Below are 25265 nucleotides of genomic sequence, written 5' to 3'. Positions count from 1 at the left end.
TCATTAATAACAGAGGTCGAGAACCTCACTAATTAATTTATATGCCAGTTAGAATTAGATTACAAAGACACGGTAAAAAAGGAAAACCTTTTTATTGGATTGTTGCTGCGGATAGCCGCGCTAAAAGAGATGGAAAGTATTTAGAAAAAATAGGTACTTACAATCCTAATACCAATCCTGCAACTATCGATTTAGATGTTGATGGAGCTGTAAAATGGATGCAAAACGGTGCTCAGCCAACTGACACTGCAAAAGCAATTTTAGCGTACAAAGGTGCTATGTTGAAGAAGCACTTAGCAGTTGGTGTTACCAAAGGCGCATTAACTGAAGAGCAAGCTGAAGAAAAATTCCAAGCTTGGTTAGAAGAAAAAGAAGGGAAAATTGGTTCAAAGAAAGACAAATTAGCCAAAGATGCTGCTGATGCTAAAGCAAAGGCTTTAGAAGCTGAAAAAGCAGTAAATGAGGCTAGAATCGCTGAAGCAGCTCCTGAAGAAGGAGTTGTTGAAGAAGGAGTTGTTGAAGAAGCAGAAGTTGAAGCTGCTGCTGATTCATCTGAAGAAGAATAAACCTTTATTTTTTAATAACTTTAAACTCCGATATTTTATCGGAGTTTTTTATTTCCGCAAGATGAAAAAGGAAGAGTGTTTTTACCTCGGCAAAATTGTAAAAAAATTCAGTTTTAAAGGTGAATTATTAGCCAAACTCGACAGTGATGATCCAGAGATATATGAGGAATTAGACAGTGTTTTTATTGAACATCGCGGCACTTTAATCCCCTATTTCATTGAGCATGCGCAATTACACAAATCTGATTTGCTTCGTTTAAAATTGGAAGATGTCAACAAGGAGGCGGAAGCCGACGCTCTTCTTAAAGCAGACTTGTATCTTCCTCTTTCCATGTTACCTAAATTGGAAGGCAATAAATTTTACTATCACGAAATTGCAGGATTTAAGGTAATCGACAAACGTTTGGGGGATATCGGTATCATAAACAATGTTAACGACCAGACTGCCCAACCACTTTTTGTTATAATAAAAGGTGAAAAAGAAATATTGTTGCCAATTAACGACGACATTATTAAAAAAGTAGACCGAAAAAATCAGGTTATAGAAGTAAATGCTCCTGAAGGTCTCATTGAGCTTTATTTATAACACCAAAATGAATCAACCGTTCCATTTTAAACAATTTTCGGTTTCCCAAGACCAATGCGCAATGAAGGTTGGCACCGATGGTGTTCTTTTAGGAGCTTGGGCAGGGAAAAATAGCGACCCCTACTCCATTTTAGATGTAGGGGCTGGAACCGGTTTGATTAGTTTAATGTTAGCCCAACGCTTTACAGATGCACAAATTGAAGCCATAGAAATCGAAGATCTGGCCTATGAGCAGTGTGTAGAGAATTTTGAAAATTCAGAATGGAGTAATCGCTTATTCTGCTATCATTGTTCTTTTAATCAATTTGTGGAAGAATGGGATGAATCTTATGACCTTATCGTATCTAATCCTCCATTTTTTACTGAGGATACGTTTAGCAATGACGAACAGCGCGACCTTGCACGTTTCAATTCCTCTTTACCTTTTTCTCAATTGTTCGAAGGCGCCCAAAAATTATTGGCCACGGAAGGCAGATTCGTAATTATAGCACCAATATTATTGGAAGAGGAACTTTTAATTTTAGGACAACGTTTCAATTTATTCGCAGTTAAAAAATTATATGTTAAAGGTAACCCGTCTACGCCTTTCAAAAGAATTCTCTTAGAATTTCAAAGAAAAAATTCGGCCATAGAAACTTCAGAATTAACCATCGAGAATACTCGACATAACTATACTGAAGACTATAAAAATCTCACTAAAGACTTCTATCTAAAGTTCTAAGTTTATTGTTGTCGCATAGCGATTTCGTATTTTTGTATCCACTAACTCACGAACATGAAACAAGATCTTTTTGAAGCTCCAGATTATTATCAATTAGACGATTTATTATCCGAAGAGCATAAATTGGTGCGACAAGCCACTCGCGACTGGGTGAAGCGCGATGTAAGTCCAATTATTGAGGAGTACGCTCAAAGGGCAGAATTTCCTAATCAAATAATTTCAGGTCTTGCTGAAATTGGAGCATTTGGACCTTACATTCCCGTTGAATATGGAGGTGCAGGGCTAGACCAAATATCCTATGGGTTAATTATGCAAGAAATTGAACGAGGTGATTCTGGAGTTCGGAGTACTGCTTCAGTACAATCTTCCTTGGTAATGTACCCAATCTATAAATATGGAAATGAAGAGCAGCGTCAAAAATACCTTCCAAAGTTAGCTACAGGAGAATGGATGGGATGTTTTGGCCTTACAGAACCAGATCACGGATCGAATCCGGGTGGTATGATTACCAATTTTAAGGATATGGGGGACCATTATTTATTAAATGGGGCGAAAATGTGGATTTCCAATGCGCCATTTGCTCAGGTTGCCGTAGTATGGGCCAAGGATGAAAATGGCCGCATCCATGGATTAATTGTAGAACGAGGCATGGAAGGCTTTACAACTCCTGAAACTCACAACAAATGGTCTTTACGGGCCTCAGCCACAGGTGAATTAATTTTTGACAATGTCAAAGTTCCAAAGGAAAATTTGCTTCCAAATAAATCAGGTCTTGGTGCACCACTCGGATGTTTAGATTCAGCACGCTATGGAATTGCTTGGGGCGCCATAGGGGCAGCCATGGATTGTTATGATACTGCTTTAAGATATAGCAAAGAGCGTCAGCAATTTGGTAAACCCATTGGTCAATTCCAGCTACAGCAAAAGAAATTGGCTGAAATGATCACCGAAATTACCAAAGCCCAACTATTAACTTGGCGACTTGGGGTGTTGAGAAATGAAGATAGAGCGACCTCAGCACAAATATCAATGGCAAAGAGAAACAATGTGGAAATGGCCATAAATATTGCTAGGGAAGCCCGCCAAATATTAGGCGGCATGGGAATCACAGGAGAATATTCCATTATGCGTCATAGCATGAATTTAGAAAGTGTTATTACTTATGAAGGAACCCACGATATTCATTTATTAATTACCGGTCTAGACATTACTGGTTTAAATGCTTTTAAATAATACATGTATCTTAAAACAATGCTTTATTTCATTATCGGAATTTTGATGTTTTCTTGCGCTCAAGAAGATAAATCTGAGACTGAAATACCACAGGAAATAATGAATGAACCTGAAACAACTCCGGAAACAGACAACACTATTAATTACCTAGCCCTAGGGGACAGTTATACTATTGGGCAAAGTGTTTGTTCCACGTGTAAATTTCCAATTCAATTAAAAGACAGTTTACTTGCTAGATATCCAAATATGGATATAGAGGTCAAAATTATTGCCACCACGGGTTGGACAACTACCAACCTAATTAATGCAATTGAAAATGAACAACCTTCATCTAATAATGATTTAGTGACATTATTAATTGGAGTTAATAATCAATACCAAGGTAAACCGTTTAGTTTGTACCAATCTGAATTTCCTAGCTTATTAGAAAAGGCTATAAAATTTGCTGGAGGAAGAACAGATAATGTTGTAGTCGTATCGATTCCTGATTATGCCTACACACCTTTTGGACAGAATAGCGGAAATCCTGAAAAAATAACTCAAGAAATCGATCAGTATAATGCCTTCGCCAATACGCACTGTAGCTCAAAAGGGGTTTCGTTTGTTAATATAACCGACATTACACGCCAAGGACTTTCTAATCCGGAATTGGTTGCTAATGATAATTTACACCCTTCAGAAATTGCTTATTCAAAATTTGTAGACCGGCTACTACCTATAGTAATAAGGAAATTATTTTAAGTTTTTGTAGTTGGCAAATTTGACCTAATTTAGGCAGATGTCATCTCAATACCGCTTAAACAGGGCTTTTAAGGAAGCCAAAATTGTTGAATTTGACGACAATTCAAAATTCATTTTATTTAGCGATTGTCATCGTGGCGACAACAGTTTTGCAGATGATTTTGCCAATAACCGGAACACTTATTACCATGCCTTAAAACATTATTTCTTAGAAGGATTTACCTATATTGAATTGGGTGATGGAGACGAATTATGGGAAAATCTAACCTTCAAATCTATTTTCAATGCCCATAAAAATGTATTCGAACTCATGCAGGCATATTATTTTCAAGATCGTTTGCATCTAATATGGGGGAATCATGACATGGTTTATAAAAATCAGAAATATGTTGAGGAGCATCTTTATACCTATTTTGATGCTAAAACAGGCAAGGATGAACCATTATTTCAAAATTTAAAATTTAACGAAGGAATTGTTTTAAGACATAAAAACACTCAACAGGAATTGTTTTTATTACATGGTCACCAGGCAGATTGGTGGAATTACACCTTCTGGCGATGGAGCCGATTTTTGGTTAGAATTTTATGGAAACCTTTAAATATAATGGGTATTGCCGACCCTACTAGCCCAGCAAAAAATTACACGGAATTAATTAAGGTTGAAAGAAGGATTAAAAAGTGGATTACTAAAAATAATAATATTCCAACAATAATTGGTCATACACACCGCCCAAGATTCCCCAATCCAGGAGAAATACCATTATTTAATGACGGTAGTTGCGTGCATCCCAGAAGCATTACTGGCCTTGAAATTGAAGATGGGGCAATATCATTGGTAAAATGGCAAATAGCCACTACGGAAGAAGGGGTTTTAAAAATTATTAGAATGGTATTGGAAGGCCCACAAACACTCAGCAGTTACTGCACCTCTTGACAAACAGGACTTTAAAGAAAAATGTTGTGGGGTGAAATAATCCTACTTATTAATAAATTTTCTATTTTTAGCTACAACCAACCTTTAAATTCAATTAATCATGTCAACCAAAATTCTTATGCCCATTCTGTTTGGGATTTTTCTCTTCTCCTGCAATTCTGGTCAAGAAAAAAATAACGAATTAATCGACAAACCTGAAGAAGAGCCCATTAATTTGGTAGAAAGGGGCGAATACCTTGTAGATTTAGGAGGGTGTCACCACTGCCATTCACCAAAAGTTTTGTCTGAAAAAGGTCCTATTCCAGATTCACAACGTTTATTGTCAGGACATCCGGCTGATGAAGCACTACCACCTTATGATGAAGAAACCGCAAAAGGCTATGCCTTATTCTCAATGGGATTTACTTCATTCACTGGACCGTGGGGGACGTCTTTTGCTGCTAACCTTACACCAGACGATACCGGAATTGGATCTTGGAGCGAGGAACAATTTTTCATGGCAATGCGAAAGGGAAAATATAAAGGGCTAGAAAACAGCAGATTACTTCTTCCACCAATGCCTTGGGAAGATTTTGCCAAAATGACTGACGACGATTTAAAGGCAATTTTTGCCTATTTAAAAAGTCAAAAACCTATTGAGAATGTAGTACCTGCAGCTATTCCACCAAAAATGTAAATTTTAGATACACGGGGTAGGTAAACTTGCTCCGTGTACTATTTTAATCTACATAAACTCCCTATTTAGTCTGCAGGCGCCAACTCAACCTCAAGACCTTCCATATCGGTTGTCATTTGTATTTGGCAACCCAATCTACTATTATCCTTAACAAAAAATGCCTCTGCTAGCATAGCTTCTTCATCATCTTGCATAGTTGGCAACTCATGATTACTTAATACATAACATTGGCAGGAGGCACACATTGCCATGCCACCGCAAACGCCAATTGTTCCTTCCGGCGCAAGTTCATAAGCCCTAACAACTTCCATTAAATTCATCGCCATGTCGGTTGGGGCAGATATATCGTGAGTTACTCCTACTCTATCGGTAATTCTTATTGAAATGTCCACTTTATTATCCTTGGAATTGCTGTTTTACTTCCTAAAAAAACCGTAAAACTAAACTTAAAATTTCAAAAGGACAAAAGTAATAAAAGACTAGGAACAAAATAATTACCTCAAATAATATGTATTTACAGGTAAATAACTGTTAATATAATATAGGGGAAATAATAAGTGGGTACTAGATTCTTCACGGCCTATTCACCGCCATTATTCCAATATTGTGGTTTGGTGTCTTCTGAACGTTGCTCCCAATAATCTTGGTTGACAACCCTACCGTCAAAGGTTCGTAACTTTCTTTGGTATACCCATATTGTTGGGTTAAAAACCATGTCAGTTACGCCTATGGTATACAATTGTGGGTCGTCTTCAGATTTTCTTTTTGCTTCCTCAACAACCACCTCAAATCCATTATGCTCTAGTAGTTGTTTAAGAAAATCCTTCCTATTCTCCTCGACGCCTTTTTCAACAAAAGTGACCCTAGTTTCACCAATACTTCCAAAATTATGGCTTCCAGTTAATGGCATAACTCAAAAATTTAAATTGCTACTTAATTCAAAGATAAAATCGTATAGAGGACTATACAATCCAATAATCAATATACCGACTACGGTTACCAAAAGCCCAAGTCTCATATAAATTTTACTTCTAAAATAAGGAATAGGGTTAGCACTTTTCCTTAGAAACATGGCCCTCACAACCAACAGGTAATAATAAAGCGAGATAGTAACATTTACAACTGCCAAAAACACCAACAAATAATAACCCTTACTTGCAGCTGCAGTAAACAAGAAAAACTTACCAAAAAAACCTGCTACTGGCGGTATACCTGCCAAAGAAAATAAGGCCAACATCATAACAAGGCTCAAGTTAGGATTCGTTCGATAAAGCCCTTCATAATCGTCTATATTCTCTTTTCCTGTTTTAAGGGAAATTGCTTGCACCACACCAAAGGCAGCCAAATTTGAAAATATATAAATCGTTAAGAAATAAATAATGGTAGCTGTACCCAATTGAGTTCCATTCATTAAACCAAGGAGAATAAATCCGGCTTGGGCAATGGAGGAAAATGCTAGAAATCGTTTCATGTTTTTCTGCCTCAAAGCAAATAGGTTACCAATAAACATGGTTGCCAAAGCAATGACATAAATGAAATTTTCCCAGATATGCATTAGTGGCTTCATTACTGTAAACAGCAATATCATTAAAATAAAAACTGCCGCACCCTTTGAGATTACCGATAAATATGAGGCAACACTTATTGGAGCGCCTTCATACACATCAGCTGTCCAAAAATGGAAGGGCACCAATGAGATTTTAAATGCCAAACCTGAAAAGAACAACACAAAGCCTAGAATTGTAAGGTTTGTGGAAGAGATAACTTCTGCTATATTTTCAAAATAAATTGAACCTGAGGTTGCATAGAGCAAGGAAATTCCAAATAAGGAAAAACCCGAAGCCAAAGCTGCAGAAAGAATTAATTTGATTCCAGCTTCGCTAGATATCCTTTTTACAATTTCAAATGAAGCCATCGCCGCCACGGGCAATGTTGAAAGTTCTAACCCTAAATAAAACATTAGAAAATCTCCCGCAGAAATCATAAAGTACATTCCTAATAGAGACGAGAATAATAGAACAAAAAATTCGGTCCCTCTATTTTGGTTTACTATTTTCTGAAGCAACCAATCCGCGGACTGCAATAGAAGTATTAAAACCCCAACATTAAGAATGTTTTTGAAGAAATGCACCAACGAATTTACCCGGAACATACCACCAAAAAGTTTACCTTCCTCATAAGGCAAAAAGCCAACTATTGTATGTATTCCGAATAAGAAAATTGCCAAATGAACAACACTTTGTTTTTTACCCTTTGGCATTGCTATTTCTGCCGCAACCAAAATCAATAGAATTGTGAGCAATATAATTTCTTGTCTCATCAATAAAAAGCTGCTAGAATTCATTTGCTGTTCATTTAAAATTATAACACTCCTTGAATGAAAGGCTCTAAACTTTTCATGATCATTTCACTTAACCAATATGGCGCTACACCTATACCAATAACAGGCAGCATTAACAATAAAATTCCTGTTTTCTCGTACCAAGTTACAATTGGTAAATTATCCTCCCCATTAGTTTCCAAGGGACCCATCATTATTTTCCCTACCAACCTAAGAATATAAACTGCTGTTACTACTATAGATGAAACTACTAGAATGGTAAGAATTCTATTAAACGGGTCGGAATTCTGTTGAAAGGCCCCAACAAAAATGTTCATCTCAGCAACAAACCCACTAAATCCTGGCAATCCTAAATAGGCTAAACCAGTTATTACATAAATGGCTCCTATGAAGGGTAATAATTTCATCATACCTCCTAGTTTGGTAACATCTCGAGTATGTGTCCTTCCGTAAATCATTCCAATTAACGCAAAGAATAGAGCAGTAAGCAATCCATGTGAAAGCGATTGGATAATGGCACCATTCCATGCAATTTTATTCAATGTTAACAATGCAAAAAGCACCAAACCTAAATGGCTTACTGACGCATAAGCATTGATGTATTTTAAATCGGTTTGCCTAATGGCTGCGAAAGCACCATAGACAACACCTATAGCCGCAAGAATGATAAAGAACCAGGACCAATGCAATGCACCCTCAGGCAGAAGAAACATGGCTATTCGAAACACACCATAACCTCCCAATTTCATCAATACACCAGCATGCAGCATTGAAACCGCTGTTGGCGCCGAGGCATGACCATCTGGCGACCATGTATGAAATGGAAACAAAGCACTAATAACGGCGAATCCAATAAACACCAGTGGAAAAAATAATTTTTGAGCAGCTAATGGAATTTGAACTTGGGCAATATCTAATATATTGAATGTTAATGGGCCTCCATCTGCATTTGAATTGAAATAAATACCCAAAATTCCCACCAATAAAATCGCTGAAGCCCCCATTAACATTAGGGTTAACTTCATTGCCGAATATTCCCTAGGGCCTGACCCCCAAATACCTATCAAAAGATACATTGGAATTACCGCAATTTCAAAGAACACAAATAGCGTAAACAAATCAACGGAAATAAAAACGCCATAAACTCCCAGAGAAAGAACAATCAACGAAATGAAAAATTCTTTAGGCAAATCCTGCATTTTCCATGAAATAAATACTCCGGCTAAAACAACAATTGCGGTGAGTAATATTAAGGCTACCGAAATTCCATCAACACCAATATTATAATGAATATTGAAACTTTTAAACCAAACAAGATCTTTAGTGAAAACCATAATATCTTGATTGACCTCCCGTTCCTTAAAGTAGGCAAATACCAAATTTACTGCCATTCCCAATTGAACCAAACTGCCGAGCATTGCCACAATTGTTGCCTTTTTCAAACCTTTTGAAAAAACTAATACTATAACCGTTAGTATCGGGACAATGATGAAAAGTGTTAGAATATCCATATCAAATTAGATTGTCCATACATATATAAAGACCAAGGCAATAACAACCGCACCCATTACAAATGCAAAGGCATAATCTTGCACCTTTCCAGATTGCAAACCTTTAATTTTCATTGAAGTTAATACCGTTGAATTACCAATTAAATTCATAGTTCCATCTACAACATGGCGATCGAACCAAGCAAATGGCTTGGAAATACCATTAAAGATGATTTTCTTAGTTACAAAAAGATAAACCTCATCGATGTAAAACTTGTTATACGTCCATTTATAGAACGAACCAAACGCATTCGCAAATTTATCTGCTAGGGTATTATCCTTTTTATAGAAAATCCAAGCCAAAATAATCCCCAGCAATCCCGCGATTGTTGCAATAATTGCTAAGGGATAATTTAAATGCGCCTCAAAGCCGACTTTGTCGGGCGAAATAAACTCGCTGAACGGTATAAACCCTGCCACTATACTCATGATGGCCAAGAACACTAAAGGCCCGGTCATAGAAAGTGGGGATTCATGTGGTTTATGGTCGTAGGTTTTGTCCTTGCCCCAGAAAATCCCAAAGTAAATTCTGAACATATAAAATGCAGTCAATGCAGCAACAAAGACGCCTACAATGTAAATTAGTTTGTTGTGCTCATAAGCCGCTACCAAAATTTCATCTTTACTCCAAAATCCGGCTAGCGGGGGAACACCTGCAATCGCCAATGTGGCAATAAGGAAGGTAATATTGGTAATTGGCATATACCTTCTTAATCCACCCATATCCTTTAAGAAATTGCTATGCACTGCATGAATAACAGAACCAGCCCCTAAAAACAGTAATGCCTTAAACATAGCATGGGTAAACAAATGAAACATAGAAGCCATATAACCAACTCCATCATGACCGTCGTAACCTGAAACGCCCAGTGCCAACATCATATAACCAATTTGAGACATGGTAGAAAAGGCGAGCACTCTTTTTATATCGGTTTGGGTAATGGCAATAATTGCGGCAAAAAGGGCAGAAAAGGCACCAACAAAGGCTACCACATTCAAAGCATAACCATCCTCCACGAAATAATACATGGGGAATAAACGGGCTACCAAATAAACACCGGCCACTACCATAGTTGCAGCATGTATTAACGCGGATACCGGGGTTGGGCCCTCCATCGCATCTGGCAACCAAATGTGTAATGGAAACATAGCTGATTTACCAGCACCACCAATAAAAATTAACAATAAAGCCCAAGTGATCACTGAAAGCCCCATAAAGGAAGTAGACGCCCAATTAAGAATGACATTGCCTTCAGGATTATTTAAAGTTTCAAAATCAAAGGTTCCCGTGAAATATCCCATCACCAAAATCCCGATTAAAAATCCGAGATCTGCAAATCGAGTTACAATAAAGGCTTTTTTCGCCGCAGAAACAGCTGATGGTTTGGTATAGTAATAGCCTATTAATAAAAATGAGGAAACACCCACCAACTCCCAAAAAATATAAATCTGAAATAGGTTGGTCGCCAGCACCAAACCAAACATGGAGAAAGTGAACAGTGATAGGTATGCAAAAAATCGAGTGTAACCGGGGTCACCCTTCATATATCCTCTACTATAGATATGAACCATAAGTGATACAATAGAAACCACGACAAGCATCATTACCGAAATAGGATCTATAAGAACTCCCATATCAATTTGTAGAGTATCGGTGAATTTCATCCAAACTGATTTGCTTACAAAGGTTTGGAAAACACCATCTACCTTTCCATGAACAAAAAAGTATTGATAGGCTGTATAAAGCGATAAAATTGCAGAAATAACTAAACCTAAAACTCCGATATAACCAGAAACTAAAGGCTTAATTTTTTGGTTAAATATTCCTAACAATAGAAATACCGCTAGGGGTACTAAAGGAATCCATAAAGTGTAACTTATATCCATAGCTCACCTTTTAATATTTCATTATTTCTGTGTCCTTAACCTCTACGGAACTTATTTGCCTGTAAAGATTTATTATAATGGAAACGGCCAAGGCGGTTTCCGCTGCTGCAACTGCAATGATAAAAATGGAGAACACCACTCCTTCTAGCATATCGGGGTATAAATACTTGTTTATAACCACAAAATTTACCACCGAAGCATTAAGAATCAATTCCACTGAAATGAGAATTGAGATTAAATTCTTTCGTGTAATAAATCCGTAAACCCCAATGAAAAACAATATGGAGGTTACAGTTAAAATCTCATAAATGCTAATACCTGCTATCATAGTTTCTCCTCATTTTCATCCGACAATTTTCTTCCTTTAGCAATAACAATTGCTCCTATCATCGCCACCAACAACAACACACTTATCACTTCAAACGGGAGTATAAAACCACCTGCCTCATAACTCAAGAGCTTACTTCCAATATCTGAAGTAGTTGTGGTTATATTATTTTCAACCACATTAAATTCATAATGGTAAATCGTGAATAAAAAAACAGCTAGACCAGCCAAGCTTAATAAGGCCGTAAAAATTTTCTTTAAAGGATTAGCCATCTCAAGTTCCATTTCAATATGATGCACCAACAATACCGAGAATATTATTAGCACAATGATACCACCAGCATAGACAGTTAGTTGTATTGCTGCCAAAAAATTATAATCGATTAAAAAATAGACCCCTGCTATACCACAAAGAACAAACAGCAAATAAATTACCGAGCGAAGCATTTTTCGGCTATTTACAGAGGCAATTGCAAAGGCAATTATTACGAAAGCTAAAATGTAAAATATAATTCTTTCCATCTTTCTTAATCTTCAACACCCGCTCTAACTTTAGAACCAGGTTTATTTAGAACTCTAGTAAGTTGTGTTCTATCGTATACAGAATTTTCAAAATTCTGACCCCACACAATAGCCTGGGTAGGACACGCATCTATGCAAAGACCACACATTGTACACATACTCAAATGGTACACAAACTGATCAATTTTCTTTTTCTTTTTACCAGTTGCCTCATCAATACCCCTATCCCAAATAATTTCAATGGTTCCGTTCGGGCATGCGATTTCACATTTTTGACAACCTGTACAAGCATGTTCATTATTTTCATCATGTGGCATGATTACCTCTCCCCTAAACCTGTCGAACATTTTAAGGGTGTCGAGGTTATCTGGATATTGCTGGGTAATGGCTCCTTTTCTTGAATTCAAGAAGTACTTACCTGTAACACCCATACCTGTAAGCAATGATTTAATTCCTTTATATATGTTTGAAAAATAGCCCATAACCTAAAACTTGATAATTAAATTTTGCCAGACTAAAAATGCCATGATCATTATGTTCACAAGATTAATTGGAAGCAAATATTTCCATTCCAATGTTAAAAGCTGATCGATTCTTAGCCTTGGGAATGTCCACCTAAACCACATCATTAAAAACACCAAAACAAAAGCCTTCAACAAGAACCAAAACACTCCTAGCCATGGAATTGATTCGGTTATACCAAATGGAGAAAGCCAGGCACCAAAAAAGACGGTTGTAGCTATACACGCTATTATGAACATATTGATAAATTCAGCCAAAAAGAAATAGGCAAACTTCATCCCAGAATATTCGGTATGGAAGCCAGCGCCTAATTCAGATTCTGCCTCTACCATATCGAAAGGTGCCCTGTTGGTCTCAGCGGTTCCAGCAATCATATAAACCATAAAAGCAATAATCGCGGGGATATGTCCTTGCACAATCAACCATCCACTTTTTTGAACTTCAACTATTTCAGATAACTGAAGTGTTCCTGTCATAAGCACCATTGTCAATAGAGATAATCCTATAGATAATTCGTAACTAATGGTCTGCACACCACTTCTCATGGCACCGATTAGGGCAAATTTGTTATTACTACTCCACCCACCTAGTAAAATCCCAATGACACCGATCGATGATATAGCTATTAGAAAGAAGACGCCAATATTTATATCGAATGCCTGAAATCCTTTAGTAAAGGGAAATACAGCCAAGGCCATTAATGACGTAACAATAACAAAATATGGAGCCAAATTGTAGAGAAATTTATCTGCCTTAACTGTACCTGTTAATTCTTTAGACACCAACTTAAGAGCATCAGCCATAGTTTGCAACAATCCTTGAAAACCAACTCTATTTGGGCCAAGACGCAGTTGAAACCATGCCGCTACACGTCGCTCCAACAACACCAAATACAATCCTGCAACTGCAAAAAGTGTTAAATAAATAATGGCAACTAAGACCATAGCCGTAATATTGGCAGCATTCTCAGACATTATACTAACTAGCCAGTCCTGAATAGTTTCAGTAATATTCCATGTTAATTTAAATGTGTCCATATCATCTATCAATATCAGGTATTACAAGGTCTAACGTTGCCATTATTGCTACTAAATCTGCTATTTTACTTCCAACAGCAATATGATTTAGAACAGACAAATTGGAGAAACCAGGAGATCTGAATTTTACACGGTACGGATTCTTTGTGCCCGTACTGATAATATAAACTCCTAACTCACCTCTTGCTGTTTCAACTTTCTGATAGTATTCGCCCTTAGGCAGCTTAATCACTGCATTGGTTGGCACTCGATAATCGCCTTCCGGAATATTGTCAATTAACTGTTCAATAATTGAAAGGGATTCCCATAATTCTTGAATCCGTACTTGGTAACGAGCATAAGTATCACCTTCTATGCGTAACGCCTCATTAAATGTTACTCTGTCAAGGGCACTGTAAGGGTGGTATTTTCTAACGTCACAAGAATATCCTGAAGCTCTGCCAACCGGTCCGGATACCCCAAAAGAAATAGCATCCTCTTTAGTTAAAACACCTACACCCTTTGTTCTTTTTTGAAAAATGATATTATTACTTAACAAGCGATCGTATTCAGGAATTTTAGTTTTAAAATGAGCGACAAATTCCTTTACTCTTTTCACAAAATTTGGATGTATATCGAACATCAAACCTCCAGGAACATTATAGTTCATGGTCAATCTTGCCCCACAGGTTTCTTCAAAAATATCATTGATCATTTCCCTGTCCCTAAATCCGTAAAAATAGGTTGTAAGAGCTCCCACATCCATTCCCATAACACCCCACCAAAGACAATGAGAAGAAATTCTAGTTAGTTCACCAACTATGGTTCTAATCACTTTTATTCTGTCCGTAACTTCGAGTTCCAAGGCATTTTCCACCGCCAAACACACCGCCTCATTATTAATGTTAGCCGACAAATAATCCATCCGATCTGTTAAATGAACAATTTGCTGATAGCTATCACGCTCACACATTTTTTCAATGGAACGGTGTATGTAGCCCAAATCAGGGTCTACCTTTTTTATAATTTCACCGTCTATAGTTAAGAGCAAACGCAATACACCATGAGTTGCAGGGTGTTGAGGGCCCATATTGATGAAATATTCTTGGGATTTAAAATCGGTATTTACAACTGCTGTTTCCATGATTACTTAATGACCATATTAATATCGTCTTCATAATCTTTTCTCAATGGGAAACCATCCCATTCTTCAGTTAAAAAAAGACGTTTTAGGTTGGGGTGATTATTGAATTTGATTCCAAAAAAATCATATACTTCCCTTTCATGAAATCCAGCCGTGGACCATAAATCAGAAACAGAATCGATGATTGGATTATCCCTATCATCTGTTTCCACTTTTACCACCAATTGGTGTCTAAAAATGGTAGACTCCAAATGATAGACAACACCTAAATTTTGTCCCCAGTCCACTCCAGTTAAACAAAACAGATAATCAAATTTTGTTTCTTGATTGATCTTTAATTGTTCCATTAAGAAGTGAAGCCGTTCTGGTTTTACAGAAACATTTAAAAACTGTGACCCTTCCTCACTGAAACCTAGATCAAGATTCCATGCACTGATTAAATTCTGTAACGCTTCGTTTGTCATTTCAAAATCATTTTAGGCCTTCATCAAATCCTTCAATCGGATTTGTTTTTAGCTTCATATTCTCCTTACGTATTTTATCTTGAAGCATCAACATGCCTTCCAACAATGCTTCTGGTCTTGGTGGACACCCAGGTACATAAACGTCCACGGGAATTACATGATCCGCTCCTTTAACAACTGAATAACTATTGTAAAAAAACGGACCACCTGAAATAGCACAAGCACCCATAGCAATAACATACTTAGGTTCAGCCATTTGATCATATAATCGTCTTAACACAGGTGCCATTTTATTTACAATGGTACCAGCAATAATTATTAAATCTGCTTGTCTAGGGGAAGGCCGAGCAACCTCAAAACCAAATCTTGAGTAGTCATGCCTCGCAGCACCAGTCTGCATCATTTCTATAGCGCAACAACTTGTTCCGAAATAAAGGGACCAAAGAGAATTGGATCTTCCCCAATTAATAATTTTGTCTAATGAAGTTACTATGACATTAGCGCCATTTCCAGCGGGAATAACTTTTCCCGGAAAATCCTTTGGAACCTTTGGTGTATTATCTATTCCCATTTTAATGCTCCTTTTTTCCATGCATATAATAGACCCATCCCCAAAATGAATAAGAACACGAAAATTTCTATAAACCCAACTAAGCCGAAGTCTTTAAAAACCACTGCCCAAGGCACCAAAAAAGCCACCTCAACATCAAAAATCAAAAATAGAATGGCAAATAAATAGTACCCCACTTTGAACTGCACCCAGGTTGGGCCTTTTGTTACCATTCCACTTTCATAGGGCTCCCTTTTTTGTGGGTTATCCGATTTTGGTGAAAGCAAATTGGAAAGAAAATTGGCTCCTGCCACTAATACAATTCCCGCTATTAAAAAAACTATGATCGCTTCAGACCCCATTGTAGTGTCTTATTTAAAATGAAAATCAGTTATTTACTATGGACTTTTATCCAATTAAAACCCTTATCTATTATTTAACAAAGTATACCTCTCCCGAAAAGAATAGATCGCTAGTTTCACTAAATTTAGAGTTGGCTTTTACCTTTTTCGTCAAGGCATCCTCACGTTCTTCAAGTGTAACATCCTCATAACTTCTTATTACTCCGGTTGCAACAGGATATTCTAATCGTACCAACATCTGGTGTAAAGTGGGATCTTTTTCTTTGGCATCATGTACCAAAATATCCTCCTCAGTCACCCCATTTTCACCTATAGTAACCACCTCTAATTTGAGTTTATTCAACACCAAACCTTTATCTCTATTCTTTCCGAAAATCATTGGTTTACCGTGCTCCAAATAAATCTGTTTGTCTTCTTTGTCGTCCTTATTAGTAATGTTGGCATAACATCCATCATTAAAAATGACACAGTTCTGCAATACCTCCAAAAGAGAAGTTCCTTTAAACTGATGGGCCTCTATTAAAATTTGAGTTATATCCTTTGGAACATTTCCACCAATCCTTGCAAAAAATCTTGCATTCGCACCTAAAGCCAATTCGCCAGCATTAAAGGGCGGTTGGGTATTTCCATATGGAGACGATTTCGTCTTTTGGCCCACTAAGGAGGTTGGTGAAAATTGGCCCTTGGTTAAACCATAGATTTCATTATTAAAAAGAACAATATTTAAATCTATATTTCTCCTTAGAACATGAATGAAATGGTTTCCCCCAATTGCCATGGCATCACCATCACCCGTCATCACCCAAACACTTAATTCGGGATTAGCTAATTTTACTCCTGTCGCAATTGCAGGGGCCCTTCCGTGGATTGAATGCATCCCATATGTATTCATATAATAAGGGAAGCGAGAAGAACAACCTATTCCTGAAATAAATACCACATCCTCTCTCTTCACACCCATTTCTGGGAGTGCCTTTTGCATGGCACGTAAAATCACATAATCGTCACATCCAGGACACCATCTGACCTCTTGATCGCTGGCAAAATCTTTGAACGTATATTTTGGCTCAACTGTAGTTTCCATGATTAATCCACTTGTTTTTTAAATTCATCCATCAGTTCACTATTTCCAAATGGCAAGCCTTGGATTTTGTTAAACTGCAAATACTGAAGGCTTGGAATTTTCATCCGTAAAACTTGAACAAACTGTCCATTATTAAGCTCACAGACAATAATTTTCTTAAACCTTTTGAATACCTCCTCGGTATTTCTTGGAAGAGGATTTATATAATTGAAATGAGCATAACCTATGTTTTTATAACCTGCGATATTTAGCTCTTTTACCGCAGTGTGCAAAGCTCCATAAGTCCCACCCCAACCTACAACAAGCAGATCGCCTTCGTCAGCAAATTCAGTAGTTAGCTTAGGTATATTATTTTCAACTCTTTTAATTTTTTCCGCTCTAATTTTAACCATAAACTCATGGTTATCTGGAACATAAGACACATCTCCAGTTACCTTGTCTTTTTCAAGTCCACCGACTCTGTGTTCTAAACCAGGTGTACCCGGAATAGCCCAATTTCTTGCTAAGGTTTCTTCATTCCTAGTGTACGGATGCCATCCTTCTTGATATTCCTTTACAACATTGTTATTGATATCTGGCATATCATTCACTGTTTGAATTTTCCAAGGAGCTGATCCATTTGCTATATATCCATCAGTAAGGAGTACCACAGGTGTCATATGCTCCAATGCCAATTTAGCAGCAGCATAAGCAAAATTAAAGCAGTTGGAAGGTGTACTTGCTGCAATTACAATTACAGGACTCTCACCATTTCTGCCATACAATGCTTGCAATAAATCTGATTGTTCGGTTTTAGTTGGCAATCCAGTTGAAGGGCCTCCCCTCTGAACGTTAACAACTACTAATGGCAATTCTAACATCATTGCCAAACCTAAGGCCTCACCCTTGAGAGCCAAACCTGGCCCAGATGTAGTGGTGATTGCCAAATCTCCTGCAAATGCCGCTCCGATGGCGGAAGAAATTCCTGCAATTTCATCTTCTGCCTGAAATGCCTTAACCCCAAAGTGTTTATGCTTTACTAATTCGTGCAATATATCAGTGGCCGGGGTGATCGGATAAGAACCTAAGAATAATTCCATTCCTGATTTTTCTGCCGCGGCCAAAAACCCCCAAGCAGTGGCAGTATTGCCCATTATTATCCTGTACGTTCCTTCTGGCATTTTAGCCGGAGAGATCGTATAAGCATTAGGAATTAGCTCCAAAGTTTCTGCAAAAAAATAACCGGCGTTTAGAACTTTTGTATTTGCTTCAATTAACTCCGGTTTCGACTTAAATTTTTTATTGAAGAACTCTATTGTATGATCGGCCGAACGATCATACATCCAATAAACCATGCCAAGCGCGAACATGTTTTTGCTACGAGTGATACTTTTGTTATCCAAACCCTGTACATCCTTGAGAGCCTCCTTGGTTAAGGAAGTCATTGAAACCTCAATAACTCGATAATTGTTTAAACTACCATCCTCCAAAGGGTTTGTGTCGTATTGCGCTTTTTCAAGATTTTTCTTTGTGAAAGAATCGGTATCCACAATAATGGTATGTCCAGGTTTTACTGCATAGAGATTGGTTTTTAAACCTGCAGGATTCATGGCTACCAATAGATCAAGGTTATCTCCTGGAGTGCTAACTTCTACACTACCTATATGTACCTGAAATCCTGAAACCCCATACAAGCTCCCTTGCGGCGCTCTAATTTCTGAGGGATAATTCGGAAATGTTGCTATGTCATTTCCAAACATCGCTGAAGTATCAGAGAATTGGGTTCCTGTCAGCTGCATACCATCACCTGAATCACCAACGAACCGTATAACAACAGCTTCCAATACTTCTGGTTGAACTTTTGTCTTTTCTATTAACATAATTACTGACCTAGTTAACTAACCTTTTTAATGCAATTAGGTTAGTGATATTGCGATCAAAGTTATATTCACATTTCAGCATTAAATATGATTTTTATCATAAAACACAGATTCATTATTGAGTAATATTGTTGGGTAATACGCTTAAAATTTTAAAATTATGGCAATAGTTATAACCGATGAATGCATAAACTGCGACGCATGCATCTCCGAGTGTCCAAATAATGCTATTTATGAACCAGACACCGAATGGTCTTATTCTGACGAAACTGAATTAAGTGGCATGGTAACTACTCCTAATGGAGTGGAAGTTGACGCTGATTCTGAAAATGAACCGATTTCAGATGAATTCTATTTTATTGTACCAGATAAGTGTACAGAATGTAAAGGATTTCACGATGAACCACAATGCGCTTCCGTTTGCCCAGTAGATTGTTGCGTACCCGACGAAAATCATGTTGAAAGTGAGGAGGAACTCCTTGCTAAAAAAGCTTGGTTACACGGCGAATAGCAATTTGGAATAAACAATTCAATTTAAATAACCTGTAAATAGCATTTCTCTTCTTTAATTTAAAAGAGGGGTGCTATTTTTTTATTTCACTATTTCTTCCATAGTCCCAAAAATCAATACCTTGGTCTTGTCAGCAATTTTAATTACCTAAAACATACCTTTTTACATGATTTTAATCATAAAATGAAAGAGTCATAATCTTTAATTTCATTGGATAGTTTTAAACTTTAACCGAAGTGATTAAATCATGGAATTAGATCAAAAAAAATTAATATGCGATGCCAATGAAGCTGTGGCTAGGGTAGCGCATAAAACCAATGAAGTTTGCGCAATTTATCCTATTACCCCGGCATCTCCAATGGGTGAACATGTAGACGTTTTTAGCGCAAAAGGACAAAAGAATATTTGGGGCAACATCCCAAAAATCATAGAAATGCAAAGTGAAGGTGGCGCCTCCGGTGCTGTCCATGGTGCTTTACAGGGTGGAGCACTTACGACAACTTTTACCGCGTCCCAAGGTTTGTTACTAATGATTCCAAATATGTATAAAATTGCCGGTGAATTATTACCAGCGGTTATACATGTAGCGGCAAGAACGGTTGCAACCCATGCACTTTCAATATTTGGGGACCATTCTGATGTTATGGCGGCAAGACAAACTGGTTTTGCAATGCTTTTTGGCGGCTCAGTACAAGAAGCACATGATTTCGCATTAATATCTCAAGTAGCAACTTTAAAATCCAGGGTACCGTTCCTTAACATTTTTGATGGTTTCAGAACTTCCCATGAAATTTCAAAAATTAATAGCATTTCTGACGAGACTATAATTGAAATGATGCCCGAAGAAGAAATTCTTAAGCATAAAAAGAGGTCTTTAGATCCAGATCATCCAGTTATAAGGGGAACTTCCCAAAACCCTGATGTATTCTTTCAAGCACGGGAGGCTTGTAATACTTATTATCAAAAAGTGCCTGAAATTGTCCAAGAAACAATGGATGAATTTTACAAACATACAGGTCGACAATATAAACTTTATGATTACATAGGACACCCAGAGGCAGAAAAACTAATTGTAATAATGGGGTCCGGCCAAGGACCTGTAATGGAAGTAGTTGATGCCATGGTGAAAAATGGAGAAAAGGTGGGAGCAGTAATCATCCGATTATTCAGACCTCTTTCCATATCTCATTTCTTAAAAGCAATACCTGAAACAGTTAATAAAATAGCTGTACTAGATCGAACAAAAGAACCTGGAAGTTTAGGTGAACCTCTTTACTTAGATATTGTAACTGCTTTCAATGAAAGCAATAGAAAAATGCCAAAAATAATCGGAGGACGCTATGGACTAAGCTCTAAAGAATTCGATCCTGCAATGGTAAAAGCAGTTTTTGATGAACTTGATAAAGAACAACCTAAAAACCACTTTACTGTTGGCATTAACGATGACGTTACGCATACTAGCCTAGAAATTGGAGAAGCTTATAAGACAGCAAAAAACACCTTCAATTGCATGTTCTTTGGATTAGGTTCTGACGGTACCGTAGGAGCCAATAAAAACTCGATTAAAATTATTGGGGAAACTACAGACAATTATGTTCAGGGTTATTTTGTTTATGACTCTAAAAAAGCCGGCGCCCAAACAGTATCGCATCTGCGTTTTGGCCCAGACCCAATCCATTCTACTTACCTAATACATAAGGCAGATTTTGTAGCATGTCATCAATTTAACTTTATTGAAAAATATGACATTTTAAAACATGTTAAAAAAGGTGGTACCTTCTTGCTAAACTCCCCTTACGACAGTAGCGAAATTTGGGAACAACTACCTAAATTAATGCAAGATGAAATTATAAAGAATGAAGTAACATTTTATGTAGTTGACGCCACTAGAGTTGCACATGAGGCAAATTTAGGTAAACGAACTAATACCGTTTTACAAACATGCTTCTTTGCAATTTCAGGAGTTCTACCTAAAGATGAAGCAATTGCAAAAATAAAAGCTGCCATTGTAAAATCGTATTCACATAAAGGAGAAAAAGTAGTTCAAAAGAATTTCAATGCGGTTGACAAATCTCTTGAAAATCTACAACAAGTTGATTACAAATCAATAATAACCAACGATGCTGAACTAAAACCTTCAATGACCGGTACAGAAGATCCATTTGTACAAGAGGTTTTAGGTAAAATTTTAGCAGGTAGAGGTGATGAACTTCCTGTAAGTGTTTTCCCTGCAGATGGTACCTTCCCCACAGGAACCACCCAATTTGAGAAACGTGGAATAGCTGACTTCGTCCCGGTTTGGGATGGCGAAGACCTATGTACACAATGTAATAAGTGTGTTGCTATTTGTCCACATGCTGCTATTAGGGCCAAAGTTGTTTTAAATGAAGAATTGGCAGACAAACCTAATTCGTTAAAAGCTGTACCTGCAAAAGGAAGACCTTTCGATTCCGCTAAAGAATCCTATGTATTACAAGTATCTCCACAAGATTGTACAGGCTGTGATCTTTGTGTAGCTGTTTGTCCAGCGATAAGCAAAGAAGACCCAGACTTTAAAGCCATCAACATGCATAGCAAAATGGAGGTTGAAGAAGTTGAGGACAAAAATTGGGATTTCTTTGTAAAATTACCTGACTATAATAGAACCGAACTTCAAATAACAAATATTAAAGGATCTCAATTCCTTGAACCTTTATTTGAATTCTCAGGAGCATGTTCAGGTTGTGGGGAAACACCATACATTAAGTTACTAACCCAGCTGTTTGGAGACAGCATCATGATTGCTAACGCAACGGGCTGCTCTTCAATATATGGTGGTAACCTGCCTACCACACCTTATAAAACAAATAAATTTGGTCGTGGACCAGCTTGGGCAAATTCTTTATTTGAAGATAATGCAGAGTATGGCCTTGGTATGAAGTTAGCATTAACTAAAAAACAAGAAATTGCTGTTAACTTACTAAGATCCTTAGAGGATGAAGTTGGAACGGAATTAGTTGATGCTATTATCACAAACCCAGAATCTGATGAATCTGAAAAAGCACTAAAATTTGAGCAAATTGCTCAATTAGAAGCAATACTGAAAACAAAAACTTCTAATAATGCCAAAAAACTTCTTCAATTAACCGAATACTTACGCAAAAAATCGGTTTGGATTTTAGGAGGTGATGGATGGGCTTATGATATTGGTTATGGCGGAGTTGACCATGTACTAGCATCTGGAGAGGACGTAAATATTATGGTATTAGACACAGAGGTGTATTCCAATACGGGAGGTCAAACTTCTAAGGCCACGCCGCTCGCAGCAAGTGCTAAATTCTCAGTTTCAGGAAAACGAACTGGCAAGAAAAGTTTGGCTCTACAGGCTATTTCCTATCAAAATGTTTATGTAGCACAAGTAGCAATTGGTGCTAAAGACATGCAAACATTGAAAGCCATACAGGAAGCAGAGGCTTATCCAGGACCTTCTATAATCATTGCTTATTCTCATTGCGGTGAACATGGATACGACTTAAAAGACGGTGCAATCCACCAAGAAAAAGCAGTTGAGTCCGGATATTGGCCATTATTTAGATTCGATCCTTCAAAACAAAAAGGAAAGAAATTTAAGTTAGATTCTAAATCACCAACAATCCCACTTAAGGAGTTCATGTATAATGAAACAAGATTTTCTAGAGTTGCCAAGGAAAATGAAGCTCTTGGTTTGCAGTTGTTAGAACAAGCACAAACAGAAGTGGATGATAAATGGGAACGATTGGAACTTTATAGAGATATGTAACTAATTAATCAGGTATTATGCACTGATATAACCATACTCATATTCAGAATGGGCCCTTTTATAGCTCATTCTGGATATGGGTTTTTTCTAAAGATTAATAATAAAATATAGTTTTATGGAAACTAAAGCCCAAGAATTATTGAAAAATGCCTCAACAAAATTATTTGAAGCAAACAAGGAATTGATGAGGCCAGAAGAGGATGTAGTTTCTTATGTAATTTGTAAAAATGCTCAATTCGCCATTGAAAATTACTTAAAAGGGTATTTATTTAAAAATGGCTTCAATGCTGATAATCTTCACACAATAGAAGAATTACATAAAGAGTGCATTAACATTAATCCTAAGTTTAGAAACGTCGACCTATCCGAAATTAATTGTAAATCTGGTAAAACTGCCGAAAAGTACTGTTATGAAGTCTCTAAAGTTAGTAAATGCTTCGACGTTGCCAATAGTTTAGATACTTTACTGAAAGAAGAAAAGGTTATTTAACAATTAATTAATCGACTTTATAACGGCCTTAGGAGCTTCTTTACGAGTGCCATCAAATCCATCAATACCACTAACGGTAGTGTATTTCAACACATACTTTTTTCCTGGATTTATGATTTGGTAGGCCGCTTGGCACATTAATGTAGCCTCATGAAACCCACAAAGAATAAGTTTCAATTTACCGGGATATGTATTTACATCACCTATCGCAAAAATTCCCGGGATATTGGTTTGATAATCTAATGCGTTATTTACTTTAATTGCATTTTTCTCTATTTCCAATCCCCAATTGGCAATAGGACCGAGTTTGGGAGAAAGTCCAAATAATGGAATAAAGAAATCTGTTTCTATTTCAAACTCTTTCTGGATATGTTGTGCTTGGGTAACGACCACAGCTTCCAATTTATGGTCTCCAACCAAACTAGTAACCTCTGCAGGAGTAATAAGTTTAACCCTACCCTGATTTTTTAATTCTTGGACTTTTTCAACTGAATCTAAGGCTCCCCGAAACTCATTTCTTCTATGTATAAGGGTAACTTCCTTTGCTAAATCTGCCAAATAAATGGTCCAATCTAAGGCAGAATCACCCCCTCCAGCAATAACAACCCGCTTGTTTCTATATACTTCTGGATCCTTTATAATATAATTTACCCCTTTATCCTCAAATGCGGAAATGTTATGAATTGGGGGCTTTCTTGGCTCAAAACTTCCAAGACCTCCTGCTATTGCTACTACAGGAGCATGGTGCTTAGTGCCTTTATCCGTTGTGACAATAAAAGAACCATCTTCCAATTTTTCTATGGTTTCCGCCCTTTCTCCCAAGGTAAAACCTGGTTTAAATTGCTTTCCTTGCTCTAATAATTTTTCAGTAAGGTCTCCAGCCAAAATCTCAGGATAAGCAGGTATATCATAAATTGGTTTCTTAGGGTATATTTCAGAGCATTGACCTCCTGGTTGCGGGAGGGCATCAATTAAATGGCATTTAAGTTTCAATAAACCAGCTTCAAACACAGTAAATAACCCAGTAGGTCCTGCACCTATAATAAGGATATCTGTTTCAATCATTAGGATGGTTCAAGTTTTGTAAATAATAAATGGAATGAATTACATTCATTTTAAGAATTGACGTAACGCGAATGAGTAATTATAACAATGAATTTTAATTTACATTGATAACTTCTTCAATCTGAGGCGCATATTTTTTAATGGTCATTTCAACCCCTGATTTTAGGGTCATTTGGTTCACAGTACAAGAAATACATGTACCTTCTAATCGAACTTTAACTAATCGATTGTCCTCTATAGACAATAATGAAATGTCTCCACCATCACTCTGAAGAAAAGGTCTAATTTCATCAAGAGCCTTTTCTACGTTCATTTTCAATTCCTCTTGCGTCATAT

General features: G+C 37.1%; 27 protein-coding genes. 10 read left to right on the top strand and 17 right to left on the bottom strand.

The features are described from left to right. Positions 1 to 41: 41 nt before the first annotated feature. The 7 genes from ISU00_RS08935 (at position 42) to ISU00_RS08905 (ending at position 5457) form a co-directional block, all read left to right on the top strand. Positions 42 to 566 carry a 30S ribosomal protein S16 gene (locus tag ISU00_RS08935; protein WP_228850314.1) on the top strand — a complete coding sequence of 175 codons (525 nt, stop codon included), beginning with the start codon at positions 42 to 44 and terminating at the stop codon, positions 564 to 566. Between the two features lie 61 nt (positions 567 to 627). Then, entirely contained in the window at positions 628 to 1152 is a 525-nt protein-coding gene (gene rimM, locus ISU00_RS08930; protein ID WP_228850313.1) for a ribosome maturation factor RimM, read from the top strand. Between the two features lie 7 nt (positions 1153 to 1159). Continuing rightward, entirely contained in the window at positions 1160 to 1873 is a 714-nt protein-coding gene (locus tag ISU00_RS08925) for a tRNA1(Val) (adenine(37)-N6)-methyltransferase (protein ID WP_228850312.1), read from the top strand. Positions 1874 to 1927: 54 nt separating this feature from the next. Beyond that, positions 1928 to 3106 (top strand): acyl-CoA dehydrogenase family protein, encoded by a 1179-nt coding sequence (locus ISU00_RS08920; protein ID WP_228850311.1) that lies wholly within the window; start codon positions 1928 to 1930, stop codon positions 3104 to 3106. A gap of 3 nt (positions 3107 to 3109) precedes the next feature. After that, positions 3110 to 3847: an SGNH/GDSL hydrolase family protein gene (locus tag ISU00_RS08915; RefSeq protein WP_228850310.1), complete on the top strand. Its 738-nt coding sequence runs from the start codon at positions 3110 to 3112 to the stop codon at positions 3845 to 3847. Between the two features lie 37 nt (positions 3848 to 3884). After that, positions 3885 to 4781, top strand: coding sequence for a metallophosphoesterase (locus ISU00_RS08910; protein WP_228850309.1), 897 nt, complete (start codon positions 3885 to 3887; stop codon positions 4779 to 4781). Between the two features lie 100 nt (positions 4782 to 4881). Next, positions 4882 to 5457, top strand: coding sequence for a c-type cytochrome (locus tag ISU00_RS08905; protein WP_228850308.1), 576 nt, complete (start codon positions 4882 to 4884; stop codon positions 5455 to 5457). A 65-nt stretch (positions 5458 to 5522) separates the two neighbouring features. Here the strand turns inward: ISU00_RS08905 and ISU00_RS08900 are convergent, their stop codons facing one another. From ISU00_RS08900 to ISU00_RS08830, 15 genes are all read right to left on the bottom strand, one after another. Continuing rightward, positions 5523 to 5849: a 2Fe-2S iron-sulfur cluster-binding family protein gene (locus ISU00_RS08900; protein ID WP_228850307.1), complete on the bottom strand. Its 327-nt coding sequence runs from the start codon at positions 5847 to 5849 to the stop codon at positions 5523 to 5525. Between the two features lie 188 nt (positions 5850 to 6037). Further along, on the bottom strand, positions 6038 to 6367 hold the full coding sequence (locus ISU00_RS08895) for a hypothetical protein (protein ID WP_228850306.1): 330 nt from the start codon (positions 6365 to 6367) through the stop codon (positions 6038 to 6040). Between the two features lie 3 nt (positions 6368 to 6370). After that, positions 6371 to 7801 (bottom strand): NADH-quinone oxidoreductase subunit N, encoded by a 1431-nt coding sequence (locus ISU00_RS08890; RefSeq protein WP_228850305.1) that lies wholly within the window; start codon positions 7799 to 7801, stop codon positions 6371 to 6373. Between the two features lie 17 nt (positions 7802 to 7818). Further along, positions 7819 to 9309: a complex I subunit 4 family protein gene (locus ISU00_RS08885; protein ID WP_228850304.1), complete on the bottom strand. Its 1491-nt coding sequence runs from the start codon at positions 9307 to 9309 to the stop codon at positions 7819 to 7821. A gap of 6 nt (positions 9310 to 9315) precedes the next feature. Further along, positions 9316 to 11235, bottom strand: coding sequence for an NADH-quinone oxidoreductase subunit L (gene nuoL, locus ISU00_RS08880; protein WP_228850303.1), 1920 nt, complete (start codon positions 11233 to 11235; stop codon positions 9316 to 9318). Positions 11236 to 11245: 10 nt separating this feature from the next. Further along, positions 11246 to 11563 (bottom strand): NADH-quinone oxidoreductase subunit NuoK, encoded by a 318-nt coding sequence (gene nuoK / locus ISU00_RS08875; protein WP_228850302.1) that lies wholly within the window; start codon positions 11561 to 11563, stop codon positions 11246 to 11248. Next, complete coding sequence (locus ISU00_RS08870; RefSeq protein WP_228850301.1) at positions 11560 to 12084, bottom strand: NADH-quinone oxidoreductase subunit J family protein; 525 nt, start codon at positions 12082 to 12084, stop codon at positions 11560 to 11562. Before ISU00_RS08870 ends, nuoK begins: the two co-directional genes overlap by 4 nt. A gap of 5 nt (positions 12085 to 12089) precedes the next feature. Beyond that, positions 12090 to 12566, bottom strand: coding sequence for a 4Fe-4S binding protein (locus tag ISU00_RS08865; RefSeq protein WP_228850300.1), 477 nt, complete (start codon positions 12564 to 12566; stop codon positions 12090 to 12092). A 3-nt stretch (positions 12567 to 12569) separates the two neighbouring features. Beyond that, positions 12570 to 13643 (bottom strand): NADH-quinone oxidoreductase subunit NuoH, encoded by a 1074-nt coding sequence (gene nuoH, locus ISU00_RS08860; protein ID WP_228850299.1) that lies wholly within the window; start codon positions 13641 to 13643, stop codon positions 12570 to 12572. Between the two features lies 1 nt (position 13644). Further along, a complete protein-coding gene (locus ISU00_RS08855) occupies positions 13645 to 14766 on the bottom strand; it encodes an NADH-quinone oxidoreductase subunit D (RefSeq protein ID WP_228850298.1) in 1122 nt (373 codons plus the stop codon). A 2-nt stretch (positions 14767 to 14768) separates the two neighbouring features. After that, positions 14769 to 15230, bottom strand: coding sequence for an NADH-quinone oxidoreductase subunit C (locus ISU00_RS08850; RefSeq protein WP_228850297.1), 462 nt, complete (start codon positions 15228 to 15230; stop codon positions 14769 to 14771). A 7-nt stretch (positions 15231 to 15237) separates the two neighbouring features. Then, positions 15238 to 15822 (bottom strand): NADH-quinone oxidoreductase subunit B, encoded by a 585-nt coding sequence (locus tag ISU00_RS08845; RefSeq protein WP_228850296.1) that lies wholly within the window; start codon positions 15820 to 15822, stop codon positions 15238 to 15240. Then, complete coding sequence (locus ISU00_RS08840) at positions 15792 to 16142, bottom strand: NADH-quinone oxidoreductase subunit A (protein WP_228850295.1); 351 nt, start codon at positions 16140 to 16142, stop codon at positions 15792 to 15794. The genes ISU00_RS08845 and ISU00_RS08840 overlap by 31 nt, the downstream gene beginning before the upstream one ends. A gap of 70 nt (positions 16143 to 16212) precedes the next feature. Next, complete coding sequence (locus tag ISU00_RS08835; protein ID WP_228850294.1) at positions 16213 to 17226, bottom strand: 2-oxoacid:ferredoxin oxidoreductase subunit beta; 1014 nt, start codon at positions 17224 to 17226, stop codon at positions 16213 to 16215. A 2-nt stretch (positions 17227 to 17228) separates the two neighbouring features. Beyond that, on the bottom strand, positions 17229 to 19085 hold the full coding sequence (locus ISU00_RS08830) for a 2-oxoacid:acceptor oxidoreductase subunit alpha (RefSeq protein WP_228853697.1): 1857 nt from the start codon (positions 19083 to 19085) through the stop codon (positions 17229 to 17231). A 160-nt stretch (positions 19086 to 19245) separates the two neighbouring features. Here ISU00_RS08830 and ISU00_RS08825 point away from each other — a divergent pair, with 160 nt between their 5' ends. From ISU00_RS08825 to ISU00_RS08815, 3 genes are all read left to right on the top strand, one after another. Beyond that, positions 19246 to 19596 (top strand): 4Fe-4S dicluster domain-containing protein, encoded by a 351-nt coding sequence (locus ISU00_RS08825; RefSeq protein WP_228853696.1) that lies wholly within the window; start codon positions 19246 to 19248, stop codon positions 19594 to 19596. Between the two features lie 247 nt (positions 19597 to 19843). Then, positions 19844 to 23374: a pyruvate:ferredoxin (flavodoxin) oxidoreductase gene (gene nifJ / locus ISU00_RS08820; protein ID WP_228853695.1), complete on the top strand. Its 3531-nt coding sequence runs from the start codon at positions 19844 to 19846 to the stop codon at positions 23372 to 23374. 115 nt (positions 23375 to 23489) lie between these two features. Then, entirely contained in the window at positions 23490 to 23864 is a 375-nt protein-coding gene (locus ISU00_RS08815) for a HEPN domain-containing protein (RefSeq protein WP_228853694.1), read from the top strand. Between the two features lie 3 nt (positions 23865 to 23867). Here ISU00_RS08815 and ISU00_RS08810 read toward each other — a convergent pair whose 3' ends face one another. After that, positions 23868 to 24929 carry an NAD(P)/FAD-dependent oxidoreductase gene (locus ISU00_RS08810; RefSeq protein WP_228853693.1) on the bottom strand — a complete coding sequence of 354 codons (1062 nt, stop codon included), beginning with the start codon at positions 24927 to 24929 and terminating at the stop codon, positions 23868 to 23870. Positions 24930 to 25023: 94 nt separating this feature from the next. Continuing rightward, on the bottom strand, positions 25024 to 25263 hold the full coding sequence (locus ISU00_RS08805; RefSeq protein ID WP_228853692.1) for a NifU family protein: 240 nt from the start codon (positions 25261 to 25263) through the stop codon (positions 25024 to 25026). Between the last annotated feature and the right edge of the window lie 2 nt (positions 25264 to 25265).

The organism is Aegicerativicinus sediminis, assembly GCF_015476115.1.
Classification (GTDB): Bacteria; Bacteroidota; Bacteroidia; order Flavobacteriales; family Flavobacteriaceae; genus Aegicerativicinus; species Aegicerativicinus sediminis.
Note: the sequence above shows the minus strand (reverse complement) of the source record. Positions and strands in the feature narration are given on the sequence as shown.